17 protein-coding genes and 3 pseudogenes are annotated in these 24,870 nt (G+C 38.7%); 18 read left to right on the forward strand and 2 right to left on the reverse strand.

Annotated elements, in window-relative coordinates; genetic code table 11:
• The first annotated feature begins 39 nt into the window (after positions 1–39).
• The 5 genes and pseudogenes from XM47_RS14555 to amrA all read left to right on the forward strand — a co-directional run bounded on the left by XM47_RS14555 (position 40) and on the right by amrA (position 8,619).
• Positions 40–3,183, forward strand: a complete 3,144-nt coding sequence (locus XM47_RS14555) for a methyl-accepting chemotaxis protein (RefSeq protein WP_053084577.1) — start codon at positions 40–42, stop codon at positions 3,181–3,183.
• A 1,287-nt stretch (positions 3,184–4,470) separates the two neighbouring features.
• Positions 4,471–4,716, forward strand: a pseudogene (locus XM47_RS19515) (HAMP domain-containing protein); the annotation flags it as partial.
• 576 nt (positions 4,717–5,292) lie between these two features.
• Positions 5,293–7,302, forward strand: a pseudogene (locus tag XM47_RS19520) (methyl-accepting chemotaxis protein); the annotation flags it as partial.
• A gap of 286 nt (positions 7,303–7,588) precedes the next feature.
• Complete coding sequence (locus XM47_RS14565) at positions 7,589–7,972, forward strand: MaoP family protein (protein WP_048694040.1); 384 nt, start codon at positions 7,589–7,591, stop codon at positions 7,970–7,972.
• Between the two features lie 59 nt (positions 7,973–8,031).
• Positions 8,032–8,619, forward strand: coding sequence for an AmmeMemoRadiSam system protein A (gene amrA, locus XM47_RS19405; RefSeq protein ID WP_077066576.1), 588 nt, complete (start codon positions 8,032–8,034; stop codon positions 8,617–8,619).
• Between the two features lie 256 nt (positions 8,620–8,875).
• On the opposite strand, the pseudogene XM47_RS14570 reads toward amrA, so the two are convergent.
• A pseudogene (locus XM47_RS14570) lies at positions 8,876–10,366 on the reverse strand (bifunctional diguanylate cyclase/phosphodiesterase); the annotation flags it as partial.
• Positions 10,367–10,528: 162 nt separating this feature from the next.
• Here XM47_RS14570 and XM47_RS14575 point away from each other — a divergent pair.
• The 4 genes from XM47_RS14575 (at position 10,529) to XM47_RS14590 (ending at position 13,460) form a co-directional block, all read left to right on the forward strand.
• Positions 10,529–10,732, forward strand: coding sequence for a DUF1289 domain-containing protein (locus tag XM47_RS14575; protein WP_048694045.1), 204 nt, complete (start codon positions 10,529–10,531; stop codon positions 10,730–10,732).
• 113 nt (positions 10,733–10,845) lie between these two features.
• Positions 10,846–12,564, forward strand: coding sequence for an acetolactate synthase 3 large subunit (locus XM47_RS14580; protein WP_048694049.1), 1,719 nt, complete (start codon positions 10,846–10,848; stop codon positions 12,562–12,564).
• A complete protein-coding gene (ilvN, locus tag XM47_RS14585; protein WP_048694051.1) occupies positions 12,564–13,061 on the forward strand; it encodes an acetolactate synthase small subunit in 498 nt (165 codons plus the stop codon). The genes XM47_RS14580 and ilvN overlap by 1 nt, the downstream gene beginning before the upstream one ends.
• A 105-nt stretch (positions 13,062–13,166) precedes the next feature.
• On the forward strand, positions 13,167–13,460 hold the full coding sequence (locus XM47_RS14590; RefSeq protein WP_048694053.1) for a Dabb family protein: 294 nt from the start codon (positions 13,167–13,169) through the stop codon (positions 13,458–13,460).
• A 2-nt stretch (positions 13,461–13,462) separates the two neighbouring features.
• Here the strand turns inward: XM47_RS14590 and queG are convergent, their stop codons facing one another.
• Positions 13,463–14,617 (reverse strand): tRNA epoxyqueuosine(34) reductase QueG, encoded by a 1,155-nt coding sequence (gene queG / locus XM47_RS14595; RefSeq protein WP_048694056.1) that lies wholly within the window; start codon positions 14,615–14,617, stop codon positions 13,463–13,465.
• A 139-nt stretch (positions 14,618–14,756) separates the two neighbouring features.
• Here queG and XM47_RS14600 point away from each other — a divergent pair, with 139 nt between their 5' ends.
• The 9 genes from XM47_RS14600 (at position 14,757) to hflC (ending at position 24,667) form a co-directional block, all read left to right on the forward strand.
• On the forward strand, positions 14,757–16,259 hold the full coding sequence (locus XM47_RS14600) for a bifunctional ADP-dependent NAD(P)H-hydrate dehydratase/NAD(P)H-hydrate epimerase (RefSeq protein ID WP_048694058.1): 1,503 nt from the start codon (positions 14,757–14,759) through the stop codon (positions 16,257–16,259).
• 69 nt (positions 16,260–16,328) lie between these two features.
• Complete coding sequence (gene tsaE / locus XM47_RS14605) at positions 16,329–16,784, forward strand: tRNA (adenosine(37)-N6)-threonylcarbamoyltransferase complex ATPase subunit type 1 TsaE (protein WP_048694061.1); 456 nt, start codon at positions 16,329–16,331, stop codon at positions 16,782–16,784.
• Complete coding sequence (locus XM47_RS14610; RefSeq protein ID WP_048694063.1) at positions 16,781–18,112, forward strand: N-acetylmuramoyl-L-alanine amidase; 1,332 nt, start codon at positions 16,781–16,783, stop codon at positions 18,110–18,112. Before tsaE ends, XM47_RS14610 begins: the two co-directional genes overlap by 4 nt.
• Complete coding sequence (gene mutL, locus XM47_RS14615) at positions 18,112–20,034, forward strand: DNA mismatch repair endonuclease MutL (protein WP_048694065.1); 1,923 nt, start codon at positions 18,112–18,114, stop codon at positions 20,032–20,034. The genes XM47_RS14610 and mutL overlap by 1 nt, the downstream gene beginning before the upstream one ends.
• Entirely contained in the window at positions 20,034–20,957 is a 924-nt protein-coding gene (gene miaA / locus XM47_RS14620; protein WP_048694067.1) for a tRNA (adenosine(37)-N6)-dimethylallyltransferase MiaA, read from the forward strand. The genes mutL and miaA overlap by 1 nt, the downstream gene beginning before the upstream one ends.
• Before the next feature lie 75 nt (positions 20,958–21,032).
• Positions 21,033–21,287 carry an RNA chaperone Hfq gene (gene hfq / locus XM47_RS14625; RefSeq protein WP_048694184.1) on the forward strand — a complete coding sequence of 85 codons (255 nt, stop codon included), beginning with the start codon at positions 21,033–21,035 and terminating at the stop codon, positions 21,285–21,287.
• A gap of 26 nt (positions 21,288–21,313) precedes the next feature.
• Positions 21,314–22,600 carry a ribosome rescue GTPase HflX gene (gene hflX / locus XM47_RS14630; RefSeq protein WP_048694069.1) on the forward strand — a complete coding sequence of 429 codons (1,287 nt, stop codon included), beginning with the start codon at positions 21,314–21,316 and terminating at the stop codon, positions 22,598–22,600.
• Positions 22,601–22,615: 15 nt separating this feature from the next.
• On the forward strand, positions 22,616–23,788 hold the full coding sequence (gene hflK, locus XM47_RS14635; RefSeq protein WP_048694071.1) for an FtsH protease activity modulator HflK: 1,173 nt from the start codon (positions 22,616–22,618) through the stop codon (positions 23,786–23,788).
• Positions 23,789–24,667, forward strand: coding sequence for a protease modulator HflC (gene hflC / locus XM47_RS14640; protein WP_048694073.1), 879 nt, complete (start codon positions 23,789–23,791; stop codon positions 24,665–24,667).
• The last annotated feature ends 203 nt before the right edge of the window (positions 24,668–24,870 follow it).

A 24,870-nucleotide genomic window follows, 5' to 3' on the forward strand; every position in this document is an offset into this window, starting at 1 on the left:
CTTCTCGGTGCTATAGCAAATATAAAAAGGGTAAAAAACATGGGTGTTTTGGATAGTTTTTTGGGTGGAAAATCGAATCGGCATTTGCAAGAAATAGTCAGCGCGATAAATCTTTCACAGGCAATGATTGAATTTGATTTAGATGGCCGAGTTCTCGCTGCAAATCAGAATTTTTTAAATGTAATGGGTTATGAACTTGAAGAGATTGTCGGAAAACACCACAGCATTTTTGTTGCACCTGATTACGCTAAAAGCAAAGAATACAGTGATTTTTGGCTCCAGTTAAAGCAAGGGAAAGCAGAAGCCACCCAATTTAAGCGTTATACCAAAAATGGAGACGAAATTTGGATTCAAGCTTCATACAATCCAATTTTTGATGCCTCGGGTAAGCCTAAAAAAGTAGTTAAGTTTGCCACTGATATCACAGCGCAAAAAGCGGCAGAGCAAAAATCGATTGCCGATGCGAATTATGCGAATGCGTTAAAGTCTTGCCAAGCCAACGTCATGCTTGCAGATAACGACCTGAAAATAGTTTACCTAAACGACACAGTCGAAAAAATGTTAAAAGGCAGAGAAGCTGAGTTGCGAACTGAACTGCCTAGTTTTGAGGTTGATAAATTAATTGGCACTTGCGTTGATGATTTTCACAAGCAGCCAGCCCATCAAAGACAAATTCTCAGCACGCTCACAACAGCTTACTCCACCACCCTAAGTGTGGCAGGCCTCACTTTTAAATTAATTGCTTCACCTTGGATTGGTGCACAAGGTCAGAGATTAGGAACTTTGGTTGAGTGGCAAGACTTAACTGAAGAAACTAGACGATTAGCTAGTGAAAAATTAATAGCCGCTAGTAATTCAAGAACTAAAGCCGCTTTAGATGTTTGCCAGGCCAATGTCATGATGGCGGATGAAAATTATAATATCGTGTATGTTAATCAATCTGTTGTTGAGATGCTTAGAAGTAACCAACAAAAACTGAGAGAGGTTCTGCCAACTTTAGATGCAGACAACCTGATTGGTACTTCCATTGATAGCTTCCATAAAAATCCTGCACATCAAAGAAACTTGCTGGCTAATTTAACCGATGTTTATAAAACCAAGCTTAAACTGGTCGGTCTTACTTTTGACTTGATAGCAACACCTGTATTTGATGAAAGTGGCAAAAGACTCGGGACTGTGGTTGAGTGGCATGATTTAACCGAGAAGATCCGAGCGGAAGAAAAAGATGCTGAAAAGCAAAGATATACAACTCGACTAAAAGCCGCATTAGATGTTTGCCAAGCCAATGTCATGATGGCAAATACTGAATTAGAAATTTTATATGTAAACCATTCTTTGACTAATATGTTAAAAGTGAATGAAAGAGCAATTCAGACACAATTACCAGGTTTTAGTGTTGAAAAATTGGTTGGTACTTGTGTGGATGATTTTCATAAACAGCCGAGTCATCAAAGAGGTGTGATTAGTCAACTGACAACGGCATATAATACCCAGTTAAATATTGGCGGTTTAATCTTTGATTTAATTGCAACACCAGTTATTAGTGAAGATGGTGAAAGGCTAGGTACTGTTGTTGAATGGAAGGATATGACTGAAGAGCTTGCCAGAAGGAAAGAAGAAAGAAGTATACATAATGAAAATTTAAGAATTAGGCAAGCTTTAGATAATGTGGCAACCAATACTATGATAGCGGATGCCGAAAATAACATTATCTACATGAATCGTGCGGTTAAACAAATGCTGGCAGATGCAGAATCAGATATTAAAGCGCAATTGCCTAACTTTGACGCAAGTAACTTACTACATCAAAATATGGATGTGTTTCATAAAAACCCTGGGCACCAAAAAGGACTTATTTCTAAATTATCGTCGACTTATTCAGCTCAAATTAATGTTGGAGTTCGGGTGTTTAGTTTAACGGCGAACCCTATTAAGAGCGATGATGGGGAAAGAATAGGTACGGTTGTTGAGTGGGTCGATCGCACAGAAGAAGTTGGTATTGAAAGAGAAATTGACAGCCTAATCGAAAATGCTTCTGCTGGCGATTTAAGTAGTCGTCTAGATGAAACAGGCAAATCAGGCTTCTTCTTAAATTTATGCCAAGGCTTGAACAAATTGGTTGGTGTTGCTGACGGCATTATAAATGATACTGTCGTTATGTTGGACGCTATGGCACATGGTAATTTAACTAAGCGTATTGATGGCGACTACTCAGGCACTTTTGCTAAGTTGAAAGATGATGCCAATAGTACAGTCACTAAATTAACTGAAATTATTGCTAGGATTAATCAGGCTGCAACAACAGTTGCCACAGGGGCAGATGAAATTGCTCAAGGTAATGCCGATTTAAGTCAAAGAACCGAAGAGCAGGCGTCTTCGCTAGAAGAAACCGCGTCAAGTATGGAAGAAATGACCAGTACAGTAAGACAAAATGCGGATAATTCTCAAATAGCTAATGACTTGGCGACTGAAGCCCGTAAAAAAGCAGCAGAAGGTGGCTCGGTTGTTGAGCGTGCTGTTTCTGCCATGCAAGGGATTAATCAATCTAGTAATCAAATTGCAGATATCATTGGAGTAATCGATGAGATTGCCTTCCAGACGAACTTGCTTGCGCTAAATGCAGCTGTAGAAGCTGCTAGAGCTGGTGAGCAGGGGAGAGGCTTTGCTGTTGTTGCTGGTGAGGTGAGAAATTTAGCTCAACGAAGTGCAGAAGCTGCGAAAGAAATTAAGAATCTAATTAGAGATAGCGTAGCTAAAGTCGAAGATGGCTCTAATTTAGTCAATGAATCCGGTGCAACTCTTGCGCAAATTGTGAGTGCAGTTGAGAGGGTGAGTCAAATGATTGCCGATATTTCAATTGCGTCTAATGAGCAAAGTACTGGTATAGAGCAGGTCAACAAGGCGGTTGCTCAAATGGATGAAATGACTCAACAAAATGCGGCGTTAGTCGAAGAAGCATCTGCCGCTGGTGAATCTATGTCAGAGCAAGCAAGAGCGATGAAGCAGTTACTCTCATTCTTTACGGTTGAATCAGGTAGTGATAGCCGACATGTTGAGTTAGTCGGACAAAATAGATCAGCAGCCCCACTTGCTTCGGTTAAACCAAAAACCCAAGAAAGCGCTAAGTTGCCTTCTGCAGCTATATCATTTGAAGAAAGCGATGATGATTGGGAAGAGTTCTAAACACTAATAGAATAAAAAAGCGTCAGTATTGGCGCTTTTTTTTCGTTTTAATCACAGTAAATTGATTTTTTGGTCTTGGACTTCTGATATTATTGAATAATATCAATATCTTGAATGGGGTTTTTCATGGGATTTGTACAAAATCTTAAATTATGGCAGAAGCTTTCTGCGGCATTATTACTAATAGGTTTGTTACCTATGGTAATAGTGACACTTATGTCACTTAATTCAGCAACAAATTCACTGACTTCTCAAAGCTTTAATCAGTTAACATCAATTCGAGAAATTAAAGCCGCGGCTATTGAAAGGCACTTCAATGCTTCTCAAGCTAATATTAAAGCCTTCTCTAACAATTCAGCGGTTAAAGATGCGAGTGACGTATTCGTTCGAAGCTATGATAATTTTGTGCTTTCCCAAGGGCTTAATCAAACTGAAATAACAAAGCTTAAGCGAGATTTATCGACTTATTATCAAAGCGAGTTTGGTCGTGAATATAAATCACGAAACAACAAAGACATTACTACTGATAGGTTGTTGGACTCTATTTCTGGAACTGCAGTTGCGCTTCAATATGAGTATATAAAAGCTAATGAAAATCCTTTAGGTAGCAAGCATTTAAAGTCATTTTCGATGGATGGAAGTCAGTATGCTAATGCACATCAAAGATATCACAAAATGTTTGTCAGTATGCTTGAGGAGTATGGTTATTACGATATCTTCTTAGTTGACCCAGCGAAAGGGAACATAGTTTATTCTGTTTATAAAGAATTAGACTATGCTACATCCTTATATACAGGTCCCTATGCTGACACGAATTTTGCAGATGCAGTTAAGCGAGTTGTAGATAACGCTAAAAATGATATTTTAGATGTTGTTATGGTTGATTTTAAACCTTACACCCCTTCTTATGATGCTCCAGCTGCTTTTGTTGCTGCACCGGTAACAGACTTGTTTGGAGAGTTAATGTCTGTACTTGTGTATCAATTACCTTACGAAGATATTAACAACATTATGACTGATCGCTCTGGTCTTGGCCTTACAGGTGAGAGCTATTTGGTTGGACCGGATAAACTGATGCGGTCTGATAGCTTTTTAGATCCTATAAACCACACAATTGCGAATTCATTTGTCAATCCAAGCTTAGGTACAGTGGCGACAAATGCAATTAAAGAAGCTATGGCTGGGAAAACTGGTGAAGCCATTATTAATAGTTACCATGGTGGAGAGGTCTTTTCTGCTTATAAACCGATTAAAATTGGTGATTTCAACTGGTTTTTGGTCGCAGAAATGTCTATCGATGAGGCGTTGTCATCGGTAAATGATTTAAGAAATTTGGTTCTAATTATTGGTGGTATTATTGCTTTGGTTGTTTTAGGCATTGCTTTCGCCTTGTCTTCTTCAATCGCTAAACCTATTACAGCTTTAGCCAAAACGATAACTAAAATTCAAGAAAATGGTGATTTCCAAGTTAGAGCAGACAACAAAAGTAAAGATGAAGTCGGAGATATTAGCCGAGCTTTAAATAGTTTTGTTGAAAATTTATCTCAGGTCTTTTCTGAGACCAATAAAACACTTCAAGCCGTGTCTCATGGTGATTTTTTAGCTAGAGTGGAAGGTCGCTATATCGGGGAGCTTGCTGAGCTTAAACTCGGTGTGAACCAAGCGATTGAAGGCATTCAAAGCGCAAATGATGAAAGTCTGAGGCAAGCTAAAATTGCTGCAGATAGTGCTGATGAAGCTCAAAAAATGGCGGATAGAATTTCAGCAGAAGCGGTTATCACTTCTCGTTTAAAACAAGCCTTAGATAAATGTAATGCGAACGTTATGTTGGTTGATCCTGATTTAGATATTATCTATCTCAATGATTCCTTAAATGCGACCTTTACCCGATATGCTGGAGATTTTGCTTCGAGCTTATCAAATTTCTCTATAGGCCATATTCTGGAATGTTCTCTTGAGCAATTTAATACTGAAGAGTTAAATATAGCCAACACGGTTAAGCAAAATAATCAAACCGAGACACATCAATATCTCATTGCGAGTTTAACCTTTGAATTAAGCTTTACGCCAGTCTTAAATGATACTGGTGACCGTATCGGTACTGTTATTGAGTGGCAAGATAGAACCGAATTTTTAGCCCAGCAAAAAGAGGAGCGCAAAGTCGCTTCTGAAAATTTAAGAATTAAGCAAGCATTAGACGCATGTGCTGCGAATGTCATGCTAGCGGATAAAGATTTTAATATTATCTATTTAAATGATGCGGTAAAAGGTCTTTTAACTGAAAGGGAAACAACACTAAATCAAGCTCTACCTCATTTTAGTGTTAAAGGTCTACTTGGAAGTAATATCGATGTATTCCATAAAACGCCGCAGCATCAAAGACAACTTTTAGCGGGACTAAAAGATACTTATACAACTCAAATTGAAATTGCAGGTTTAACTTTTAAATTAACGGCAACACCGGTTAATAATGAAGCTGGTGATCGCCTTGGTACTGTTGTTGAGTGGCTTGATTTAACCGAATCGTTAGCAAATGAAGCTAGAGAAAAAGCTATTTCGGAAGCTAATTCTAGAGTTAAACAAGCTTTAGATAGTTCTTCCAATAACACTATGATTGCAGATGCTGAACATAACATCATTTACATGAATGAAAGTTTAAACAAGCTAATGCATGCTGCTGAATCAGACATCAAAGAAGTATTTACACAATTTAATGCTGATACTTTAGTTGGTAGCTCAATGGATATTTTCCACAAGCAGCCAAGTCATCAGCGCGCTTTAATCGAATCTTTAACTGATAGTTTTAAAACTGAAATTAAAGTTGGTCGAAGAATATTCTCATTAATTGCGAACCCGATTATCAGTGATACCCAACAACGACTTGGTACTGTCGTTGAGTGGGAAGATAGAACTTTAGAAGTAGCTGTTGAAAATGAAGTGGCAGATATTGTTTCGGCAGCGTCTAATGGGGATTTATCACAAAGGCTTAATCTGGATGACAAAACAGGGTTCTTTAGGTCATTGTCTGAAGGATTAAATCAGCTAGTGACAGCTTGCGATGATGCGATTCAAGATACAGTCGTTATGTTAGATGCTATGGCACATGGCGATCTAACTAAGAGAATTGAGAAGGATTACCAAGGTGCATTTGCGAAATTAAAAAATGACGCAAATGCGACGGTTGAAAAGTTAACAGAGATTATTGGACGCGTGGATCATTCTGCTTCAACTGTTAGTGAAGGTGCAGATGAGTTAGCTCAAGGAAATGCAAATTTAAGCCAGCGAACAGAAGAGCAAGCTTCTTCATTAGAAGAAACCGCTTCTAGTATGGAAGAAATGACGAGCACAGTTAAGCAAAATGCAGATAATTCTAAAATTGCAGATGAATTAGCAGGGCAAGCTAAAGACAAAGCCGCTCAAGGTGGACAAATCGTTGAACGTGCAGTTAAAAGTATGGCTGAGATTAACGACTCAAGTAAACGAATTGCAGACATCATTGGTGTGATCGATGAGATCGCTTTCCAAACTAATCTATTGGCTTTGAATGCTGCGGTTGAAGCAGCAAGAGCTGGTGAGCAAGGCCGAGGGTTTGCTGTTGTAGCAGGAGAAGTTCGAAATCTCGCTCAAAGAAGTGCTCAAGCTGCCAAAGAAATTAAAGACTTAATTCGAGACAGTGTCTCTAAAGTTGAAGACGGTGCTGCGCTTGTGAATGAGTCTGGAGCAACGTTGAAAGAGATTGTGATGTCGGTTGAGAAAGTAAGCCAAATGGTTGCTGATATTTCTGTTGCATCTACTGAGCAAAGTAGTGGTATAGAACAAGTGAATAAAGCAGTTAATCAAATGGATGAGATGACGCAGCAAAATGCTGCATTAGTTGAAGAGGCATCTGCTACAGCTGAGTCTATGTCTGAACAGGCTAGAGCAATGAAGCAATTGTTATCTTTTTTTACAATCAACTCCCAGCATAAGGTTAGCTCAACCGAAGCTATAGAGTTATTTACTCCTAAAGCTGAAGCTGAGTCTAATGCATTATCGCAAAGTACCTCGTCTACCCCAACTCGCCGAGATACATCTAATAAAATGAGCTTTAGCGAGGACGATGATTGGGAGGAGTTTTAATCCTAACGCATTCAGATTCTCTCGAATAGAGATGTAGTTCCTCAAAATTTGGGTTCATTTCTAAACTTAAATTAAGGCCTGATTTCGATAATATCGGATTCAGGCCTTTTTGTTTTTAGATTGATACTATCGCGATTATTAAACCTTATTTTACTGCAGTTGCCTTGTCACAAAAAATTATTCGATTTTAGTGATTTTTATTTTGACAGAAAGAGATTTTCTAGCTAAATAGTAAATTGAATTTTGAATATGATTTTAACAGCTATTTTTTGCTTGAGAGGGTTGAATGGCGGCTAGTAAACAAACTTACTTATCTCGTATTTATAACGATTTTAAAAATTATCCTTACGGTTTTCGTCGTTCTGGCGATTTTTCAATTAAAGAATCAGAAGCACTGGAAAAATATGGTTTATGGTTTGATGCTTTAGACAAAGGTTTGATTGAAGCTGAAGATGATGAAGACCGGAGAACCGTTGCTGTGCTGAAGGGAATCGAAGCACCAGAGAGTCCAGCGGAAACGGCTTGGGTTAAATATATAAAGCGTATCAATAGGCCTAAAATGGGCAGTGTATACGGTAGAGGTAAAATACAAGCCGATGATGATTCTGTTGAACCATTGGATGATGATGACATCGGTGACGATATCGAAGTTTCTGATAATGATGAGTAAATTGTAGAAAGTTGTTAATTGGGAGTGATTCTGTTTAAAAAGTATTCTATAGTTAAAGTATGAATTGTTTCCCTTTTAAAGACGATGCAGAGCTAAAAAATAGCATAATTAGCTTAGCTAATCAGGCTATTAGTTATGCATTTTTACACAATGGTGATCGCTTACCGGATCATTTGATTGTTAAAAATCCAGAGCTCTGCGAGTCCATGGCTTGCTTTGTTTCTTTATCAGAAGGTGAGATGCTAAGAGGCTGTGTTGGCACGACTGTAGCTAATGACAGGTTAGATACCAACATAGCATGGTATGCCCATGAAGCTGCGTTTCATGACCCTAGATTTGACCCTATCCAAAGAGAAGATTTAACTAAGCTGACCGTTAAAGTTTCTTTGCTGTCTAAACCACTTCCTTTAGTTGTCGAAAATGAAGCTCATTTACTTGAACAGCTTGTACCTAATAAAGATGGATTAATCATTCAATACGGCCAATTAACCGGTGTTTTTCTACCTTGTATGTGGCAAAAATTTAATTCACCTGAAGCTTTTCTTGTTGCTCTAAAGGAAAAAGCGGGATGGCCTCAGCATAGTTGGACCCAAGCAATGAAGGCAAGTGTCTTTCAAACTTACTATTTTGAAGGTCCTTTGGGCTAGTCTTTTTCTTTTGATAAACGTATAGGTTATTCCCCGGAATTGATTTGGCCTTCTTTTTGGCTTCCATTGCATATTCTGATACATGGTGATGGGATAAACATATTTCAGGATCTGGAGTAATCAAACCGGTTGATAGGCTTAGCAAAGGATAAAAAAGACGTTGTCCGTCTCGACTTTGTCCCCAGTAACCTTTGGCTTTTAAGTGATTATCGCTAAAAAACTCACTTACCTTGAGTTCAAATTCTTTTAAAATCTGATTTAGAATTGATTGCCAATTATTTTTATAAAAGATGATGACAAAGTCATCACCACCTATATGACCACAAAAAGTATATTTATTGATTGCCACTTTTTTAATTAAATTCGATAAAAGTAGAATCACTTCGTCCCCTTTCGCATAGCCATATTGGTCATTGAAAGGTTTAAAGTGGTTTAAGTCGAGATAGGCAAAATAGAAGTTTTGTTTTTTCGCGAGTAAAGAATCAATTTCTTTATCTATTGGTACATTGCCTGGTAATTGGCTTAATGGATTAGAGTATTTTGCTCTTTCAATTTTTGCATCTGTGATGATTTTTAGTAATGTTCTGACCGAGCCCATACCTAGATACCTCCCTTTATCTGTAATCACAAAAGGCGTTCTGGCTTCTAAGCGTGTCTCATCCGTCAGAATTCGGCTCAAGTTCTCTAGAGGCAAGTTGGATTCTGCGATGATAAAATTGGTATCCATCAAGAAGCTGATTGGCTTGTTGTCGTATAATGCATGTCCTAGTGGCTGTGAAAAGAATTCCATTAATTTTTCGCGCATGACAATACCTACTACAGTGCTGCCATCGAGTATTGGAATTGTGTACAGGTTCTTATCATTTTTAAATCTATCTAAAATAACTTTTGTTCTAGTATCCCAATGCTCACCTTTACAGGGTTTTAATAATTGAGCGACAGTTTCTTCCGGCAGTATACGACTTAAGTTACTCTCGCTGTTAAAGCTTTGCATCACATGCGGCATATCCGTTTTAGGCAGCTTAGATGGTTTCGCTAATAAAAAACCTTGGACGAAATTGATACCGAGATCTCTGACGCAAAGTAACTCGGCTTCTGTCTCAACGCCTTCAACAATTGTCATCGCATTAGTTTTATTTGCTAGTGATAATAAAGACTTTATAAACTCGCGTTTCATTAAATCTGAGTTGCATTCACGAATAAAGTATTTATCTATTTTGATCAGGTTAGGTCTTATTTTTGACCATTGAATCAGCCCTGAATAGCCAGCTCCTAAATCATCAATCGCAAAGTTAATGCCTAAGGTCCGCAAGTTTTCGATACAAGAAATTAAATCATCTAGGTTGTCTGCGGGATTTTCTTCAGTGATTTCGATTACTAGTCTGTCACCGGTTAAACCAAATTTTCTTAGGGCTTGCTTAACTATCTCTATTTGGTTGAGCTCGCTGACTAAGAAGTTGGGCGTAACATTAAGGAATAATTTTCCCGGTAAGTTTTGTCTGGCAAAGGATTCAATCGCTTTCGCAAAACATATTTCTTCTATTTGATTATACAAACCTGTTTCGTGTGCAATTTTAAATAACTCGAAAGGTGACTCTAATGGTGAGTGTTCAGGTCCTCTGCTGAGCGCTTCATATCCGAGAATAGTTTGGCTCGATAAATTAAAAATGGGTTGGAAAACTGTATTTACGCTTTTATTCAGAATTATGTGATTAAGCAATAAATTATTATCGATAACTTGAGGCATTGACTAAACTCTTTTATGGCGGATGTGAAAACTAGCTAAAGATTATGAAAACTAGGGCGTGTTGGTGAACGTTGTAATATTCTACTTAAAATCAACAGACTCTAGAGATGAGCTACTTTGCAAAGTGGGCAAGATACAATTTGAATATGAAAGATTAATGACATGCGCTCAGTTAAACTGAAGAGACACAGCGATTTATCGCCATGTATTAGAAATTGTTGCTTAAATGAACAAGATGTTTGCATTGGTTGTGGCCGAATGCTATCTGAGATAACGAGTTGGAATAAATACACCTCGGAGCAGCAGCAAGCTATTATAAAATTAGCTCATTTACGCCTAGTCAAATCTCAAAATGAGTTAGATTAAGGGGTAGATTCATTTTTTTTTATAGTTTTTAGTATTCAGTGAATAAATTAAGTTTTTTAAACTGCTGCAACTTGCTATCCTTATCATAATTAAAGTTTTAGAGGAAAATTATCGTGGAAATGATGTCCGGCGCAGAAATGTTAGTTCGCGCACTCACCCAAGTAGGTGTTAAGCACATTTTCGGATATCCAGGTGGTGCTGTTCTGGATATTTACGACGCTTTATATGAAGCAAAAGAAATTGACCACTTACTAGTTAGACACGAGCAAGCTGCAGCCCATATGGCTGATGGTTATGCTAGGGCGACAGGTAAAGTTGGCACTGTACTCGTAACTTCTGGTCCTGGTGCGACTAATACAATTACAGGTATCGCAACTGCTTATATGGATTCGATTCCTATGGTTGTTTTATCGGGACAAGTTCCGACTAGCATGATAGGTGAAGATGCTTTCCAAGAATGTGACATGGTGGGGTGTTCTAGACCTGTTGTTAAGCATAGTTTCTTAGTTAAAAGAGCGGTTGATATCCCAGCTGCGATCGCTAAAGCTTATCACATTGCTGCCACAGGCAGACCTGGCCCTGTTGTTGTTGATATTCCAAAAGATATCGTTAACCCTAAAGAAAAGCACGCGTATGTTTTCCCTGATTCGGTTCAAATGCGTTCTTATCACCCGACAGTTAAAGGTCATAAAGGCCAAATCAAGAAAGCTTTATCCAAGCTACTTGCAGCCAAAAAACCTATGCTATACGTTGGTGGCGGTGCTATTGCTGCTGAGTGCAGTGAACTGTTAACTCAATTTGCTGAGCGTTTGAATCTTCCGGTAACTAATACCTTAATGGGACTCGGGGCTTTCCCTGGTGATCATAAGCAATGTTTAGGCATGCTTGGTATGCATGGTACATTTGAAGCGAATACGGCTATGCATCATTCAGATGTCATTTTAGCGCTAGGTGCGAGATTTGATGATAGGGTTACTAATAATGTTAAAAAATTCTGCCCTAACGCCACTATCTTGCATGTAGATATTGATCCTGCTTCTATCTCTAAAACAATTGATGCACATGTACCTATTGTAGGTTCAGTTGATCAGGTGTTAACTGATATGACTGAGATGTTGGACTCTTCAGATGACAAAATCGATGCGCCAGCACTTGAAAGCTGGTGGAAAGAAATTGAAGCATGGCGAGCCACTAATTGTTTAGCTTATGAAAAATCAGATACGATTATCAAGCCTCAACAAGTTATAGAGACTTTATATAAAGTCACTAAGGGTGATGCTTATGTGTCGTCTGATGTTGGTCAGCACCAAATGTTTTCGGCTTTATATTACCCGTTTAATAAACCTAGACGCTGGATTAACTCTGGCGGTTTAGGCACCATGGGCTTTGGCTTACCAGCCGCTATGGGGGTTAAAGTTGCATTGCCTGATTGTGTGTCTGTTTGTGTGACTGGTGACGGTAGCATTCAAATGAACATACAAGAACTATCAACTTGTATGCAGTACGGCATTCCAGTAAAAATAATTTCATTGAATAACCAAGCTTTAGGCATGGTACGCCAGTGGCAAGATTTAATTTATGAAGGTCGACATAGTCACTCTTATATGGAATCGCTACCTGACTTTGTTAAATTAGCTGAGTCTTATGGCCATGTTGGTATGCGTGTATCAGATCCTGCTGAATTAGAATCAGCGATGGAAAAATGCTTTGCGATGGAAGATAAATTAGTTTTCATGGATATCTTAGTTGATCAAAGTGAGCATGTTTACCCAATGCAAATTAAATTTGGGGCAATGGACGATATGTTATTAGGCAAACCGGAGGGTAAATAATGCGTAGAATTTTATCTGTTTTATTAGAAAATGAACCGGGCGCATTATCTCGTATTGTCGGCTTGTTCTCACAACGCGGCTATAATATCGAAAGTTTGACCGTTGCAGCGACTGATGACGCTACACTTTCTCGCTTAACCGTTATTACAGGTGGCGATGATAAAGTTATAGAGCAAATAACAAAACAAGTGAATAAACTGGTTGATGTGCTGAAAGTAACAGATATTACAGACGGTGAGCACATCGAGCGTGAATTAATGTTAGTTAAAGTAAAGGCTGATACAGTAGCTGCTCGTGATGAAGTTAAGCGTTTATCTGATATATTCCGTGGCCAAATCGTTGATGTTACCTCTACGTCGTCTGTGGTTCAGTTGGTCGGCCCTTCTGATAAACTCGATGCTTTTATCAAAGCAACTAGCTCTGAAGTTGAAATTATTGAAGTTGCGCGAACTGGTGTAACTGGCTTATCTCGCGGCGAAAAATCGTTACGAGCATAAAGATATCAAATTTTAAGTTGTGTAAGAAAAGGTTGGATTTATCCAGCCTTTTCTATTTTTGAGGCTATAATTTTTTAGTCAATCGAAAACGGAGCTAACAATAAAATGATACGGCACACAGTTACATTTAAATTAAAACATGAAGCAGGAACACCACAAGAACAAGCCTTTTTAGCAAAAGCTCAAGCGCTTGCTTTAATTCCTGGAGTTGAAAAGTTTGAAGTGCTTAAACAAATTAGTACCAAAAATGATTATGATTTTGGCCTATCGATGGAGTTTGTTAGTCAAGCCGAATACGATGCATATAATCAACACCCAGAACATGTTTCATTTGTTGAAAATGTGTGGATGGTGGAGGTACTCAGCTTTATGGAAATTGATTATTTAGTCGAGTCGTAACATCAAGCATCTCTGGGTAAGCCTTTTTCTATTACTCGAATTAACCTTGCTGTTTTTTTGTTAACTGGGTTTTCGTTTGACTGCTTTAGTTGCTGCTGTGCAATTGCCCAATTAATGTGTTCAGCAGCTATTTCATCTGCTTGAACTAGTTTAGATTCCAGCGCTGCTATATTGGCTGGATTAAAGCTGGAATTACCAATTCCAATCGCCAAATTACGTAACCACCTTTGGTAACCAATTCTACGAATAGGTGAACCTTGGGTTTTGGTTAAAAAGGTTTCTTCATCCCATTGCCATAAAGCTAGAAGATCTTGCGAAAGCAAGCCGTGCCTTTGCTCAAAATCTTTTTCTTGGCTTAAATCAGCATAGCGGTTCCAAGGACAAACCAATTGGCAATCATCACAACCATAGATTCGGTTACCAATAGCTTCTCGGTACTCTACTGGAATTGAACCTTGTAACTCTATCGTTAAGTAGGAAATGCATTTTCTTGCATCTACCACATAAGGTTCGACAATGGCTGCTGTGGGACAAATCGTGATGCAGGCTACACAGTTGCCACATTCTTCTTGCACTGGCTGATCTTCAACTAAGGGTAAGTTAATAAACAATTCACCCAAAAAGAACCAACTGCCAGCATCTTTATGTATGATTAAGGTATGTTTACCTGTCCAGCCCAACCCAGCTTGTTCCGCAATGGGTCTTTCCAGCACCGGAGCTGAATCAACAAATGGACGAAAACCAATGTTGAGTTCGGTTTCTAATTCTATTTTTTGACCGAGTTGTTTTAGTTTGTTTCGTAATACTTTGTGGTAATCTCGACCTATTGCATAGCGGCTTATGTAAGCTTTGTTTGGATCATTTAAGCTGGTTGAGAACCCTGCATTTTCTGGTAGATAGTCTAGTCTGACGGAAATGATACTGGCAGTGTTAGGGTGAAGTTGAGCTGGGTTAAGGCGTAAATCAATATTACGGTTCATGTAATCCATGTCGCCGTGATAATTATTTTTAATCCATTTTTGATAAGCTTCATCTTGGTTTAATAATTCGGTGCTACTTATACCGACATGTTGGAAGCCTAGTTCTTTGCCCCATTTTTTAATATCAATGGATAGCTGAGCGAGTTGCTCTGAATTAAGGGCTGTTTGTGTTGTCATAATTATTATTAAACCACTGATTTAAAATGTATCGCTAGAAGCCGGCAACAGAATTAACGTATTATACTTAAGATACCATCAACAAGCATTAAACTATGTATGTTGAACCTGATTAACCTATAAGACTATTACAAAATTTATGAAATATAGCAGCAATCGTATTCTCCCCATTGATGTATACAGCCCGGAACAAGTAAAACAAAACGAAGCAAAAGCAGCTGAAACTGCTGGGTTATCTTTATTTAATTTAATGGAGCAAGCCGGAGCAGCCGTTTTTGAGCTGGTGAGTGTAAGTAAAATTAAACCAAGCAAGTTGTGTGTTGTTGTCGGAAAAGGCAATAATGCTGGCGATGGTTTTATTACGGCTGCACTCGCTGCAAAAGCAGGTTGGCAAGTTGATTTAGCTGTCATGCCAAGCTGTGATATTTGGCATGGCGATGCCGAGAAAGCGAGACAGCTAAGTTTGGAGCAAAACGGTATTTACTGGACGCAGGCTAGCCAAGTCGACTTTGCTACATATGACATAGTTGTAGACGCCATTATAGGTACCGGATTACAAAAAAAATTGATTGAAGAGTGGCAACAAGTCATACAAAACATCAATCAACAAGCTAAATCTGTTATTAGTATCGATGTGCCGACGGGTTTAAATGCTGCTACAGGCGAGGCATTAGGAGAAACGATAAAGGCAAATCAAACGGTGACATTTATTGGCCTAAAATCTGGTTTGTTGACCGCAGACGCACCTGATTATATCGGTCGGTTATTTTTTGCAGGTTTATCTGTTGATGAAACTTTTGCCAAGCAAAATAAAGCCTATTACCAGATAGTAGAGCTAAACCAAATTAAACATTTGCTTAAACCTAGAAAGCGCAACTCTCATAAAGGTACTTTTGGTCACCTTGTTTGCATTGGCGGAGACAAAGGTATGTCTGGGGCAATTAAATTAACTGCTGAAGCTGCGCTTAGAACGGGTGCAGGCAAAGTGACGGTTTTGACTCATCCTGATAATGTTAATTTAGTTGCTGCATCTAGCCCTGAATTAATCGTGTATGGTGTTAATGGCATTACTTCAGAGGTTAAGCGTTTAGTCGCTGCTGCAGACGCGATTGCGATTGGCCCAGGTCTAGGCAAAACGGGATGGGCAAATGGGTTAATGCAATTAATCGCTGAGTCTGATGTTGCCAAAGTCGTTGACGCAGATGGCATCAATTGGCTTGCTGAGCATAAACTTAAAAACCAAAATTGGATTTTAACACCTCATCCGACTGAGGCGGCTCGGCTATTAGATCAAAGTACAGCGAATATCCAAGCTAATCGTTTTGCGACTGCGGTTGAAATCCAAGCTAAGTATGGCGGCAGTGTCATTTTAAAAGGTTGCGGCTCTTTAATTGCGAGCTATCAGCGTGTCGCTATATGTCGTCAGGGAAACCCTGGGATGGCCGCAGCAGGTATGGGAGATTTATTAACCGGTATTGTTGGTGCTCTACTAGCGCAAGGCTTCAGACAAGATGTTGCGGCAGAGCTAGCAACCTGTATACATGCTGAAGCCGGTGATTTAGCTGCTATTGATGGCGAAAGAGGGATGAAAGCGAGTGATTTATTACCTAAAGTTAGAAAGTTAGTGAATCAGGCTGTCTAAACTTCGTTTCCTATATAGTTTCTGATATGATTTAGCCAAATTAATTGGTTTGATTTTGTATAGGTAAAGATGAATTTCCAGCAAGTATTAAGTGATGCGGATGCAACCGTAAACTTAGGTAATCAATTGGCAAAAGCGATTGAAAAATCTAGTGTGATTCATTTAATAGGTGATTTAGGCGCCGGTAAAACAACCCTTTCAAGGGGGATCATTCAAGGTTTGGGTTTTGTCGGTAATGTTAAAAGCCCAACTTATACCTTAGTTGAACCTTACGAATTGACTGATGTCCAAATCTATCATTTTGATTTATATCGTTTAGCCGATCCTGAAGAGCTCGAATTTATGGGCATTAGGGATTATTTTAACAATGGCAGTATATTACTGATTGAATGGCCAGAAAAAGCGGGTGACTTACTACCGGATGCGGATTTATTAATAAATATGCAGTATGAAAATGATCAACGTTCGGCAAATATTCAAGCTTATACTGAGCTAGGTCGTAGAATCCTACAGAAGTTGTCATGAAGCATAAATCACTTTTTATATCTTTTCAGAGCTTACTATTATTATGGCTATTTAGCTTTAGTCTTAATGCAGCTAATGACATTAAGGGGGTGCGTATTTGGCCTTCTCCTGACAATACTCGGGTGGTTTTTGATCTTGCGGAAAAGCCTGAGTATAGCTATTTCTTCTTGAAAAAACCTGATCGTCTGGTTATTGATCTAAAGAATACTAAAGCCAATTACTCATTTGATCGGGTTAACATAAAAAGTGATTTAATTAAGCGAATTCGCTACAGCAAACCTGAATATAAGCATTCTCAACGAGTTGTGTTTGACCTTAAACTGCCGCTCCAAGCAGGTATTTTTGCGTTAGCCCCTGTAGATAATTATGGTAACCGATTAGTTGTTGATTTATCCGATTCTAACGAATCAGATTCAATTAAAGAAACCAAAAAAGATGTCAGCGAAACGGATAAACGTAATATTATTATTGCGATTGATGCTGGCCATGGCGGTGAAGATCCGGGCTCTATCGGACCAAGCGGCCTATATGAAAAGAAAGTTACCTACCAAATCTCGCAAAAAATAACTGACATGCTGAATAAAGAAGTTGGTTTAAAAGCTTATATGGTCAGAACGGGTGATTATTACATCGACGTAAATAAGCGCTCAGTGATTGCTAGAAAAAAGAAAGCTGACTTGTTGTTATCCATCCATGCGGATGCTTTTACTAGTCCACAACCAAGTGGAGGTTCTGTTTGGATGTTGTCGCTTAAAAGAGCTAATACCGAAATTGGTCGCTGGATAGAACAAAAAGAGCAGCACTCACAACTCTTAGGTGGCGCAGCGGAAATTATCAAAGATACGATTAATGAAAAGTATTTAGCCAAAGCTTTGCTGGATATGTCAATGGATCACTCGATTGTAACTAGCTATGATTTAAGTAAAGAGTTGGTTTATCAATTAAAGAAAGTGACCAAAATGCACAAGAAAGAGCCTCAAACGGCTAGTTTAGGTGTGCTTAAATCACCCGATATCCCTTCTATTTTGATTGAAACAGGATTTATCTCCAATCCTAGAGAGGAAAGAAAGTTAACTCAACGAGATCATCAAAATAAATTAGCTAGAGCAATCACAACTGCAGTTAAAAATTATTATCGACGAAATCCGCCCGATGGCACTTTATACGCAAGTATATATAACAAGAAAGATCATGTGGTTGAACGTGGCGAATCCTTATCTGTAATTGCTCGTCGTTACTCTGTGAGTATTACTCAGCTTAAAAATGAAAATAAATTAAAAAATGACCGCTTATTTGTCGGTCAAACGTTAAAAATTCCAAGTTCATAATGCCAATTCAAATTCTACCGCCACAGCTTGCAAACCAAATTGCAGCAGGCGAAGTGGTTGAAAGACCTGCATCAGTTGTTAAAGAGCTACTCGAAAACAGTTTGGATGCGGGCGCAACTAAAATTGAGATAGATATAGAGCGTGGTGGCAGCCAACTTATCCGTATTCGTGATAACGGTAAAGGCATAGTTAAGGAAGAGCTTGGGTTAGCGCTTAGTCGACATGCAACATCTAAGGTGTCAACGTTAGATGATCTTGAAAGTATAAATAGCTTAGGTTTTCGTGGTGAAGCACTTGCGAGTATAAGCTCTGTATCTCGTTTAACCTTAACGTCTAAAACCGCAGAGCAAGAACAGGCTTGGTCCGCGATAGCAGAAGGGCGGGAGATGGACGTTACAATACAACCAGCCGCTCATCCTAACGGAACCTGTATTGAAGTTGCCGATTTATTTTTTAATACGCCAGCCAGAAGACGCTTCTTACGGACAGACAAAACAGAGTTTCAACACATAGAAGAAGTTGTTCGAAGAATCGCGCTTAGCCGATTTGATTTGCAACTTAAGTTGACTCACAACGGGCAAACACACCGCCAGTATCGTTGTGGTAGTAATGCAAATGCGCAAAATCAAAGAATTGCTGCTATTTGTGGAAAAAATTTCGCAGAAAACACAATAGAGATTAATGCTGAATATGAAGGTGTTAGTTTATCTGGCTGGTTAGGTTTACCTGCGGCGGCTAGAAACCAAAATGACATCCAATATTCCTACATTAATGGCCGGATGATTCGAGATAAACTGATTAATCATGCGATTAGGCAGGCATTTAACGGCAAAATTAGTAATGATTTATATCCAAGTTATGTTGTTTATATTTCTATCGATCCTCGTCAAATCGACGTAAATGTTCACCCTTCAAAACATGAAGTCAGGTTTCATCAGTCAAGAATTGTTCATGATTTTGTATTACAAAGCATAGAGCGAAATTTAACTCAGTATTTAGAAACCCAAGCCCTGAGCAACATAGAAAACCATGTTGAATATACCTCAAATATTCACTTTTCAGAGGCTAAAACTGAAAACCAAGAAGCGCTTAACAGCGATAAAACGGTCGACTTGACGACAGGTGAGTATAAAGCGACTAATCAATATCAGGTTGCAGAACAAGCAAAGCCGACATTAACGGGTAATCATAGAGGTTTATTTCCTGGCCAACAAAAACCAAGCCAATTTGAACGCCAGATAAAATCACAAAATACGCGCAGTCAAATAGAGAGTTATGCCGAGTTAGTTAAACCAATTCATACGTTAAGTCAAAATGTAGAGAAACTTGCTTCACCTCAGCGTGCGAAAGCTGAACTTGTTGACAACTGGCAGGCTTTATCTGTGCTTAAGCAATCGCTTGTTATTTTTTCGAGTGATGAAAATTTATACACAGTTAAATTAGCAAGCTTTTACTCTCGCTATTTAGCGACAAAATTTGTTGCTCAGCAGCAAAGTATTGTCAGCCAACCGCTATTACTACCAGTGGCGATTAAAATTACGCCGGCGCAATTGACTGCAGCTGAGCAATTTCAGTATCTGATTTCGGATATGGGGTTTCAGTTTAATTTATCACGCAAAGAAAATTTAATCGTGCAAAAGACGCCTGCGATATTGAGAGAAATTGATATTGCTAGTTTTGTTAATGACTGGCTAATTAAAATTAGCGAGCTCAATTTAGAGCAGATACCCGCTAACACTTGGCTGCAGAATCCTATTTGTCTTGCTGTATTTGAACTCGCTGCGAAATATTCGAATATATCTTTAGCTAAATTAGAGCAAGTTTGCTGCGATTGGCAAGTGTTAGATCAAGCTGAATACCAGCAATATTTAACATCTAAAGCTAAGCTAATTGATCTAACAACCCATTTAGAGAGTAATTAATGTCGACACTTCAAACCCAAGCGATTTTTTTAATGGGGCCAACCGCATCTGGCAAGACAGCGCTCGCCATTGAGCTGTGTCAAAAATTACCTTGTGAAATTATTAGTGTTGATTCAGCGCTTGTGTTTAAAGGAATGGATATTGGTACAGCTAAGCCAAATGTAGAGGAATTAGAACTAGCTCCGCATCACCTGATTGACTTTTTAGATCCAACACAAGCTTATTCCGCTGCTGATTTTCGTGCAGATGCGTTAAAACTAATAGATGAGATTCATGCTCGGAATAAGATTCCTTTATTTGTGGGCGGTACTATGATGTACTTTAATGCATTATTAAATGGATTATCTAAACTGCCTGCAGCAGATGAACAGGTGAGAGCAGAACTCGCTAAAGAAGCAGAGCAAGTTGGATGGGATGGCCTACATAAAGAGTTAGCTAAAGTAGACCCAGTTGCCGCCGCTAGAATACATAAAAATGATCCACAAAGAATTAACCGAGCACTTGAAGTTTTTCGAATTACTGGCCAAACTCTAACTGAGTTAACGGCCCAGGAAGATGAGAAATTTCCATTTAAAGTACAACAGTTTGCAATTGCACCTGCAGATAGGGCAATATTACATAGCCGAATTGAAAAGCGTTTCTTGCAAATGTTGGACAATGGTTTTGAACAGGAAGTAAAAAAATTATACGCTAGAGGCGATCTACATCCTGATTTACCATCTATAAGATGTGTTGGGTATCGCCAAATGTGGGATTTTTTAGAAAATAAAATTGATTATGATGAGATGGTGTTTCGTGGCATAGTTGCGACTCGTCAGCTTGCCAAGCGACAATTAACCTGGTTACGTGGTTGGGAAGATGTCGTTTGGTTAGACAGTGAACAAAGTTTGTTGATTGATCAGGCAATTTCTCATATTCAATAAAAATAGCGCTAGTTAAATTAGTTTTTAGCTACTACAATGCTTAACAAAGCTAATAAAAACAATAAGGAGCCAGCCATGGCAAAAGGTCAATCTTTACAAGACCCATTTTTGAATGCATTACGCAGAGAGCGTATTCCAGTATCAATTTACCTAGTTAATGGTATTAAATTACAAGGTCAAGTTGAGTCTTTTGATCAATTTGTAATTTTATTGAAAAACACAGTTAGTCAAATGGTCTATAAACACGCTATTTCAACCGTTGTTCCAGCGAGACCTTTTCAAACTAACCCTAACACTCAAACATTTAGTCAAGAATCTGAAGTTGAATAAAAGTTTAAAAAATCGAGGTTTAGTGCTTGTTTGATAGATATAAAGCAGGCGAAGACGCAGTTCTTGTTCATATCGATTTAGATGATGAAATAGCTCGAGAAGATTTAGAAGAACTAAGATTATTAGCTTCTTCTGCTGGTGTGAACACTTTAGCCGTGATTACGGCTTCACGTGGTAAGCCTGATCCCAAGTTCTTTGTGGGGACAGGTAAAGCGGAAGAGATTAAGCAAGCTGTAGAAGCATTAGAAGCTAATTTAGTTATTTTTAATCACGCATTAAGTCCTTCCCAAGAAAAAAACATTGAATCTATTGTCAAATGTCGAGTTTTAGACCGGACAACTTTGATCTTAGATATATTTGCCCAACGAGCTCGAACCCACGAAGGTAATTTACAGGTTGAATTAGCACAACTTAAACATATATCTTCTAGGTTGATTCGAGGTTGGACGCATTTAGAACGGCAAAAAGGCGGTATTGGTTTACGTGGGCCAGGGGAAACCCAGCTTGAAACCGATAGACGTTTAATCCGTGGTCGAATTAAAAATATTGAACGTAGGCTCGAAAAGGTTGCTAAACAACGCGATCAAGGCCGACGTGCAAGAAAACGATCCGAATTGCCTACTATTTCGTTAGTAGGTTATACCAATGCCGGTAAATCAACCCTGTTTAATCGATTAACTGATTCAGACGTCTATGCGGCAGATCAGTTATTTGCTACGCTAGATCCTACATTGCGTAAAATCGAAATCGAAGACGTCGGTACTTCTATATTAGCCGACACGGTAGGATTTATTCGTCATTTGCCGCATGATTTAGTGGCAGCGTTTAAAGCAACCTTGCAAGAAACAAGAGATGCTGACATTCAGCTCCATGTTATTGATGTTGCAGACGACAGACGTGGCGAAAATATTGAAGCAGTTAATAACGTATTAACTGAAATCGACGCAGATGAAGTACCACAAATTTTGGTATATAACAAAATTGATCAGTTAGAAGAAATTGCCCCTCATGTCGATAGAGATGATGAAGGCAATATTATTCGTATTTGGCTATCAGCACACTCAGGTGAAGGTTGTGATTTATTATTACAAGCTTTATCTGAACGCTTAGCTAAAAAAATGGTCAGTTATACCTTAGCAATTCCACCCAGTGAGAGTAAAATGCGCGGGGTGTTTTATCAATTAAACTGCATTCAGGCTGAATCATATGCCGAAAATGGAGATTGGTTGATAGATGTTCGGTTGTCTTCAGATGATTGGAACCGAACAAATAAAGTTCATAACCTTAAACTAGACAATTTTATCGTTAATTGATATTTGGAGTTTGCCATGGCCTGGAATGAACCGGGTAATAACAACAATAAAGACCCTTGGGGAAATCGCGGTGGAAAAGATCAAGGTCCACCTGATTTAGATGAAATTTATCGCGATACCATGAATAAAATCCGCAAGACGTTTGGCGGTAAAGGGAATGGTAATAACGGGAACAACAAAAACTCTGGCGGTTTTAGTAGCGCTGGTTTGATTTTAGTTGGCGTTATTCTTTTTTTCGTATGGGGATGGTTGGGTGTATCTACCATCAAAGAAGCTGAACGTGGCGTTGTATTAAGATTTGGTCAGTTCCACACTATAATTGAGGGTGGTCTACAATGGCAACCTGCATTTATTGACCGAGTTATCCCAATTAACGTTGAGCAAGTTGACTCATTAACTTCTACTGGCATGATGTTGACGAAAGATGAAAACGTCGTTGCAGTTGAAATGGAAGTTCAATATCGAGTCGAAAACCCAAGAGATTTCTTATTCAGTGTGACAGAGCCTATTTATAGCTTACGTCAAGCTACAGACAGTGCTTTAAGATATGTTGTTGGTCATTCAACTATGGATGATGTATTAACAACGGGTCGTGAAGAGGTACGTCAAAATACTTGGAAAATGCTAGAAGAAGTCATTTCTAATTATAAGTTGGGTATTGTCGTTCTTGATGTTAACTTTTTGCCAGCTCGTCCACCAGAGCAAGTTAAATCAGCATTTGATGATGCAATTGCAGCTCAAGAAGATGAAAATCGCTATATTCAAGAAGCTCAGGCTTATGCTAAGTCTAGAGAACCTGAAGCACGTGGTGTTGTTCGTCGTATTGAAGAAGAAGCAAAAGCTTACAAGCAACAAGTTATATTAGAAGCGCAAGGTGAAGTTGCTCGATTTGAGAAATTATTACCTGAATTTGAAGCTGCTCCAGAAGTGACTCGTCGTCGCTTGTACCTAGATACGATGGAACAGGTTTATTCTAATACAACCAAAATCATTTTAGATACAGATGGCAGTGGCAATATGATGTATTTACCATTGGATAAAATCATGCAGCATCAAGCAGATTCCAACGCGAATGCACCTAAAGTTAGCAGCTCGGGGCAGTATTCTCCGCCTGTTATTCAGAAATCTCGCCCTGTCTCTTCAGAGCGAAGTTCTCGCGATGTTAGTCGCTTTTCAGGAGGCCGCTAAATGAAAAATTTAATCGTTTTTATTTTAATCGCGTTGGGTGCCTTAGTTTATTCGTCTGTGTTTGTGATATACGAAGGCCAAAGAGGTATAGTGATTGAGTTTGGTAAAGTTAAACGAGATTCAGATAATAAAACTGTTATCTATGAACCTGGTTTAGCATTTAAAATGCCTTTAATTCAAACAGTTAAGATCTTAGATGCGCGTATCCAAACTCTAGATGGTGCTGCCGATAGATTTGTTACTTCAGAGAAAAAAGATTTAATCGTCGATTCTTATGTTAAGTGGCGAATTAAAGATTTTGAAACTTATTATCTAAAAACCAGTGGCATTAAATCGACGGCTGAAGGCCTACTTGATCGTAAATTTAGTAATGGATTACGCAGTGAAATTGGTTCTCGCACTATCGCCGAAATCGTTTCAGGCGAGCGTGATGAATTAATGGATAAGGCGCTTGAATTAGTTCAAGAAAGCGCGATTGAGCTTGGTATAGATGTAGTTGATGTTCGAGTTAAGAAAATTAATTTACCTGAAGAAGTGAGCAGCTATATCTATGATCGTATGCGTGCTGAACGTAATGCGGTTGCGGCAGAGCACAGATCGCAAGGTAAAGAACAAGCTGAGTTCATTAAAGCTGATATAGATGCAAAAATTACTATTATGATTGCTGATGCAGAGCGTAATTCACGCGTTTTACGTGGTGAAGGTGATGCGGAAGCCGCCAAGATTTATGCAGATACTTATAATAAAAACCCTGAGTTTTATGCCTTCATTCGAAGTCTAGAAGCTTACAAGCAAAGCTTTAAAAACAAAGGTGATATTATGCTAGTTAAACCGGATAGTGACTTCTTCCAATATATGAAGCAGTCTGACGGTAAGTAAGTTCGCTAGATAGTAAAGCTTTGTTTTAAAACCCCGATTTATCGGGGTTTTTTGTTTAATGGCAAACCCCGCTTTTTCCGGCGGTTTTTTGTTTAATGGCAAACCCTCTTTTTTCTGGCGGTTTTTTGTTTAATGGCAAACCCCGCTTTTTTCTGGCGGTTTTTTGTTTAATGGCAAACCCCGCTTTTTTCTGGCGGTTTTTT

The organism is Catenovulum maritimum (assembly GCF_001050375.1).
GTDB classification, from domain to species: Bacteria; Pseudomonadota; Gammaproteobacteria; order Enterobacterales; family Alteromonadaceae; genus Catenovulum; species Catenovulum maritimum.

Excerpts from the sequence above, each read along its gene's own strand:
- ilvN (WP_048694051.1), top strand. The coding sequence starts at position 12,564 with ATGCGTAGAATTTTATCTGTTTTATTAGAAAATGAACCGGGCGCATTA.
- XM47_RS14555 (WP_053084577.1), top strand. The coding sequence starts at position 40 with ATGGGTGTTTTGGATAGTTTTTTGGGTGGAAAATCGAATCGGCATTTG.
- tsaE (WP_048694061.1), top strand. The coding sequence starts at position 16,329 with ATGAATTTCCAGCAAGTATTAAGTGATGCGGATGCAACCGTAAACTTA.
- XM47_RS14610 (WP_048694063.1), top strand. The coding sequence starts at position 16,781 with ATGAAGCATAAATCACTTTTTATATCTTTTCAGAGCTTACTATTATTA.
- amrA (WP_077066576.1), top strand. The coding sequence starts at position 8,032 with ATGAATTGTTTCCCTTTTAAAGACGATGCAGAGCTAAAAAATAGCATA.
- XM47_RS14575 (WP_048694045.1), top strand. The coding sequence starts at position 10,529 with ATGCGCTCAGTTAAACTGAAGAGACACAGCGATTTATCGCCATGTATT.
- hflC (WP_048694073.1), top strand. The coding sequence starts at position 23,789 with ATGAAAAATTTAATCGTTTTTATTTTAATCGCGTTGGGTGCCTTAGTT.
- queG (WP_048694056.1), bottom strand. The coding sequence starts at position 14,617 with ATGACAACACAAACAGCCCTTAATTCAGAGCAACTCGCTCAGCTATCC.
- XM47_RS14600 (WP_048694058.1), top strand. The coding sequence starts at position 14,757 with ATGAAATATAGCAGCAATCGTATTCTCCCCATTGATGTATACAGCCCG.
- mutL (WP_048694065.1), top strand. The coding sequence starts at position 18,112 with ATGCCAATTCAAATTCTACCGCCACAGCTTGCAAACCAAATTGCAGCA.
- XM47_RS14590 (WP_048694053.1), top strand. The coding sequence starts at position 13,167 with ATGATACGGCACACAGTTACATTTAAATTAAAACATGAAGCAGGAACA.
- hfq (WP_048694184.1), top strand. The coding sequence starts at position 21,033 with ATGGCAAAAGGTCAATCTTTACAAGACCCATTTTTGAATGCATTACGC.
- XM47_RS14565 (WP_048694040.1), top strand. The coding sequence starts at position 7,589 with ATGGCGGCTAGTAAACAAACTTACTTATCTCGTATTTATAACGATTTT.
- miaA (WP_048694067.1), top strand. The coding sequence starts at position 20,034 with ATGTCGACACTTCAAACCCAAGCGATTTTTTTAATGGGGCCAACCGCA.
- hflK (WP_048694071.1), top strand. The coding sequence starts at position 22,616 with ATGGCCTGGAATGAACCGGGTAATAACAACAATAAAGACCCTTGGGGA.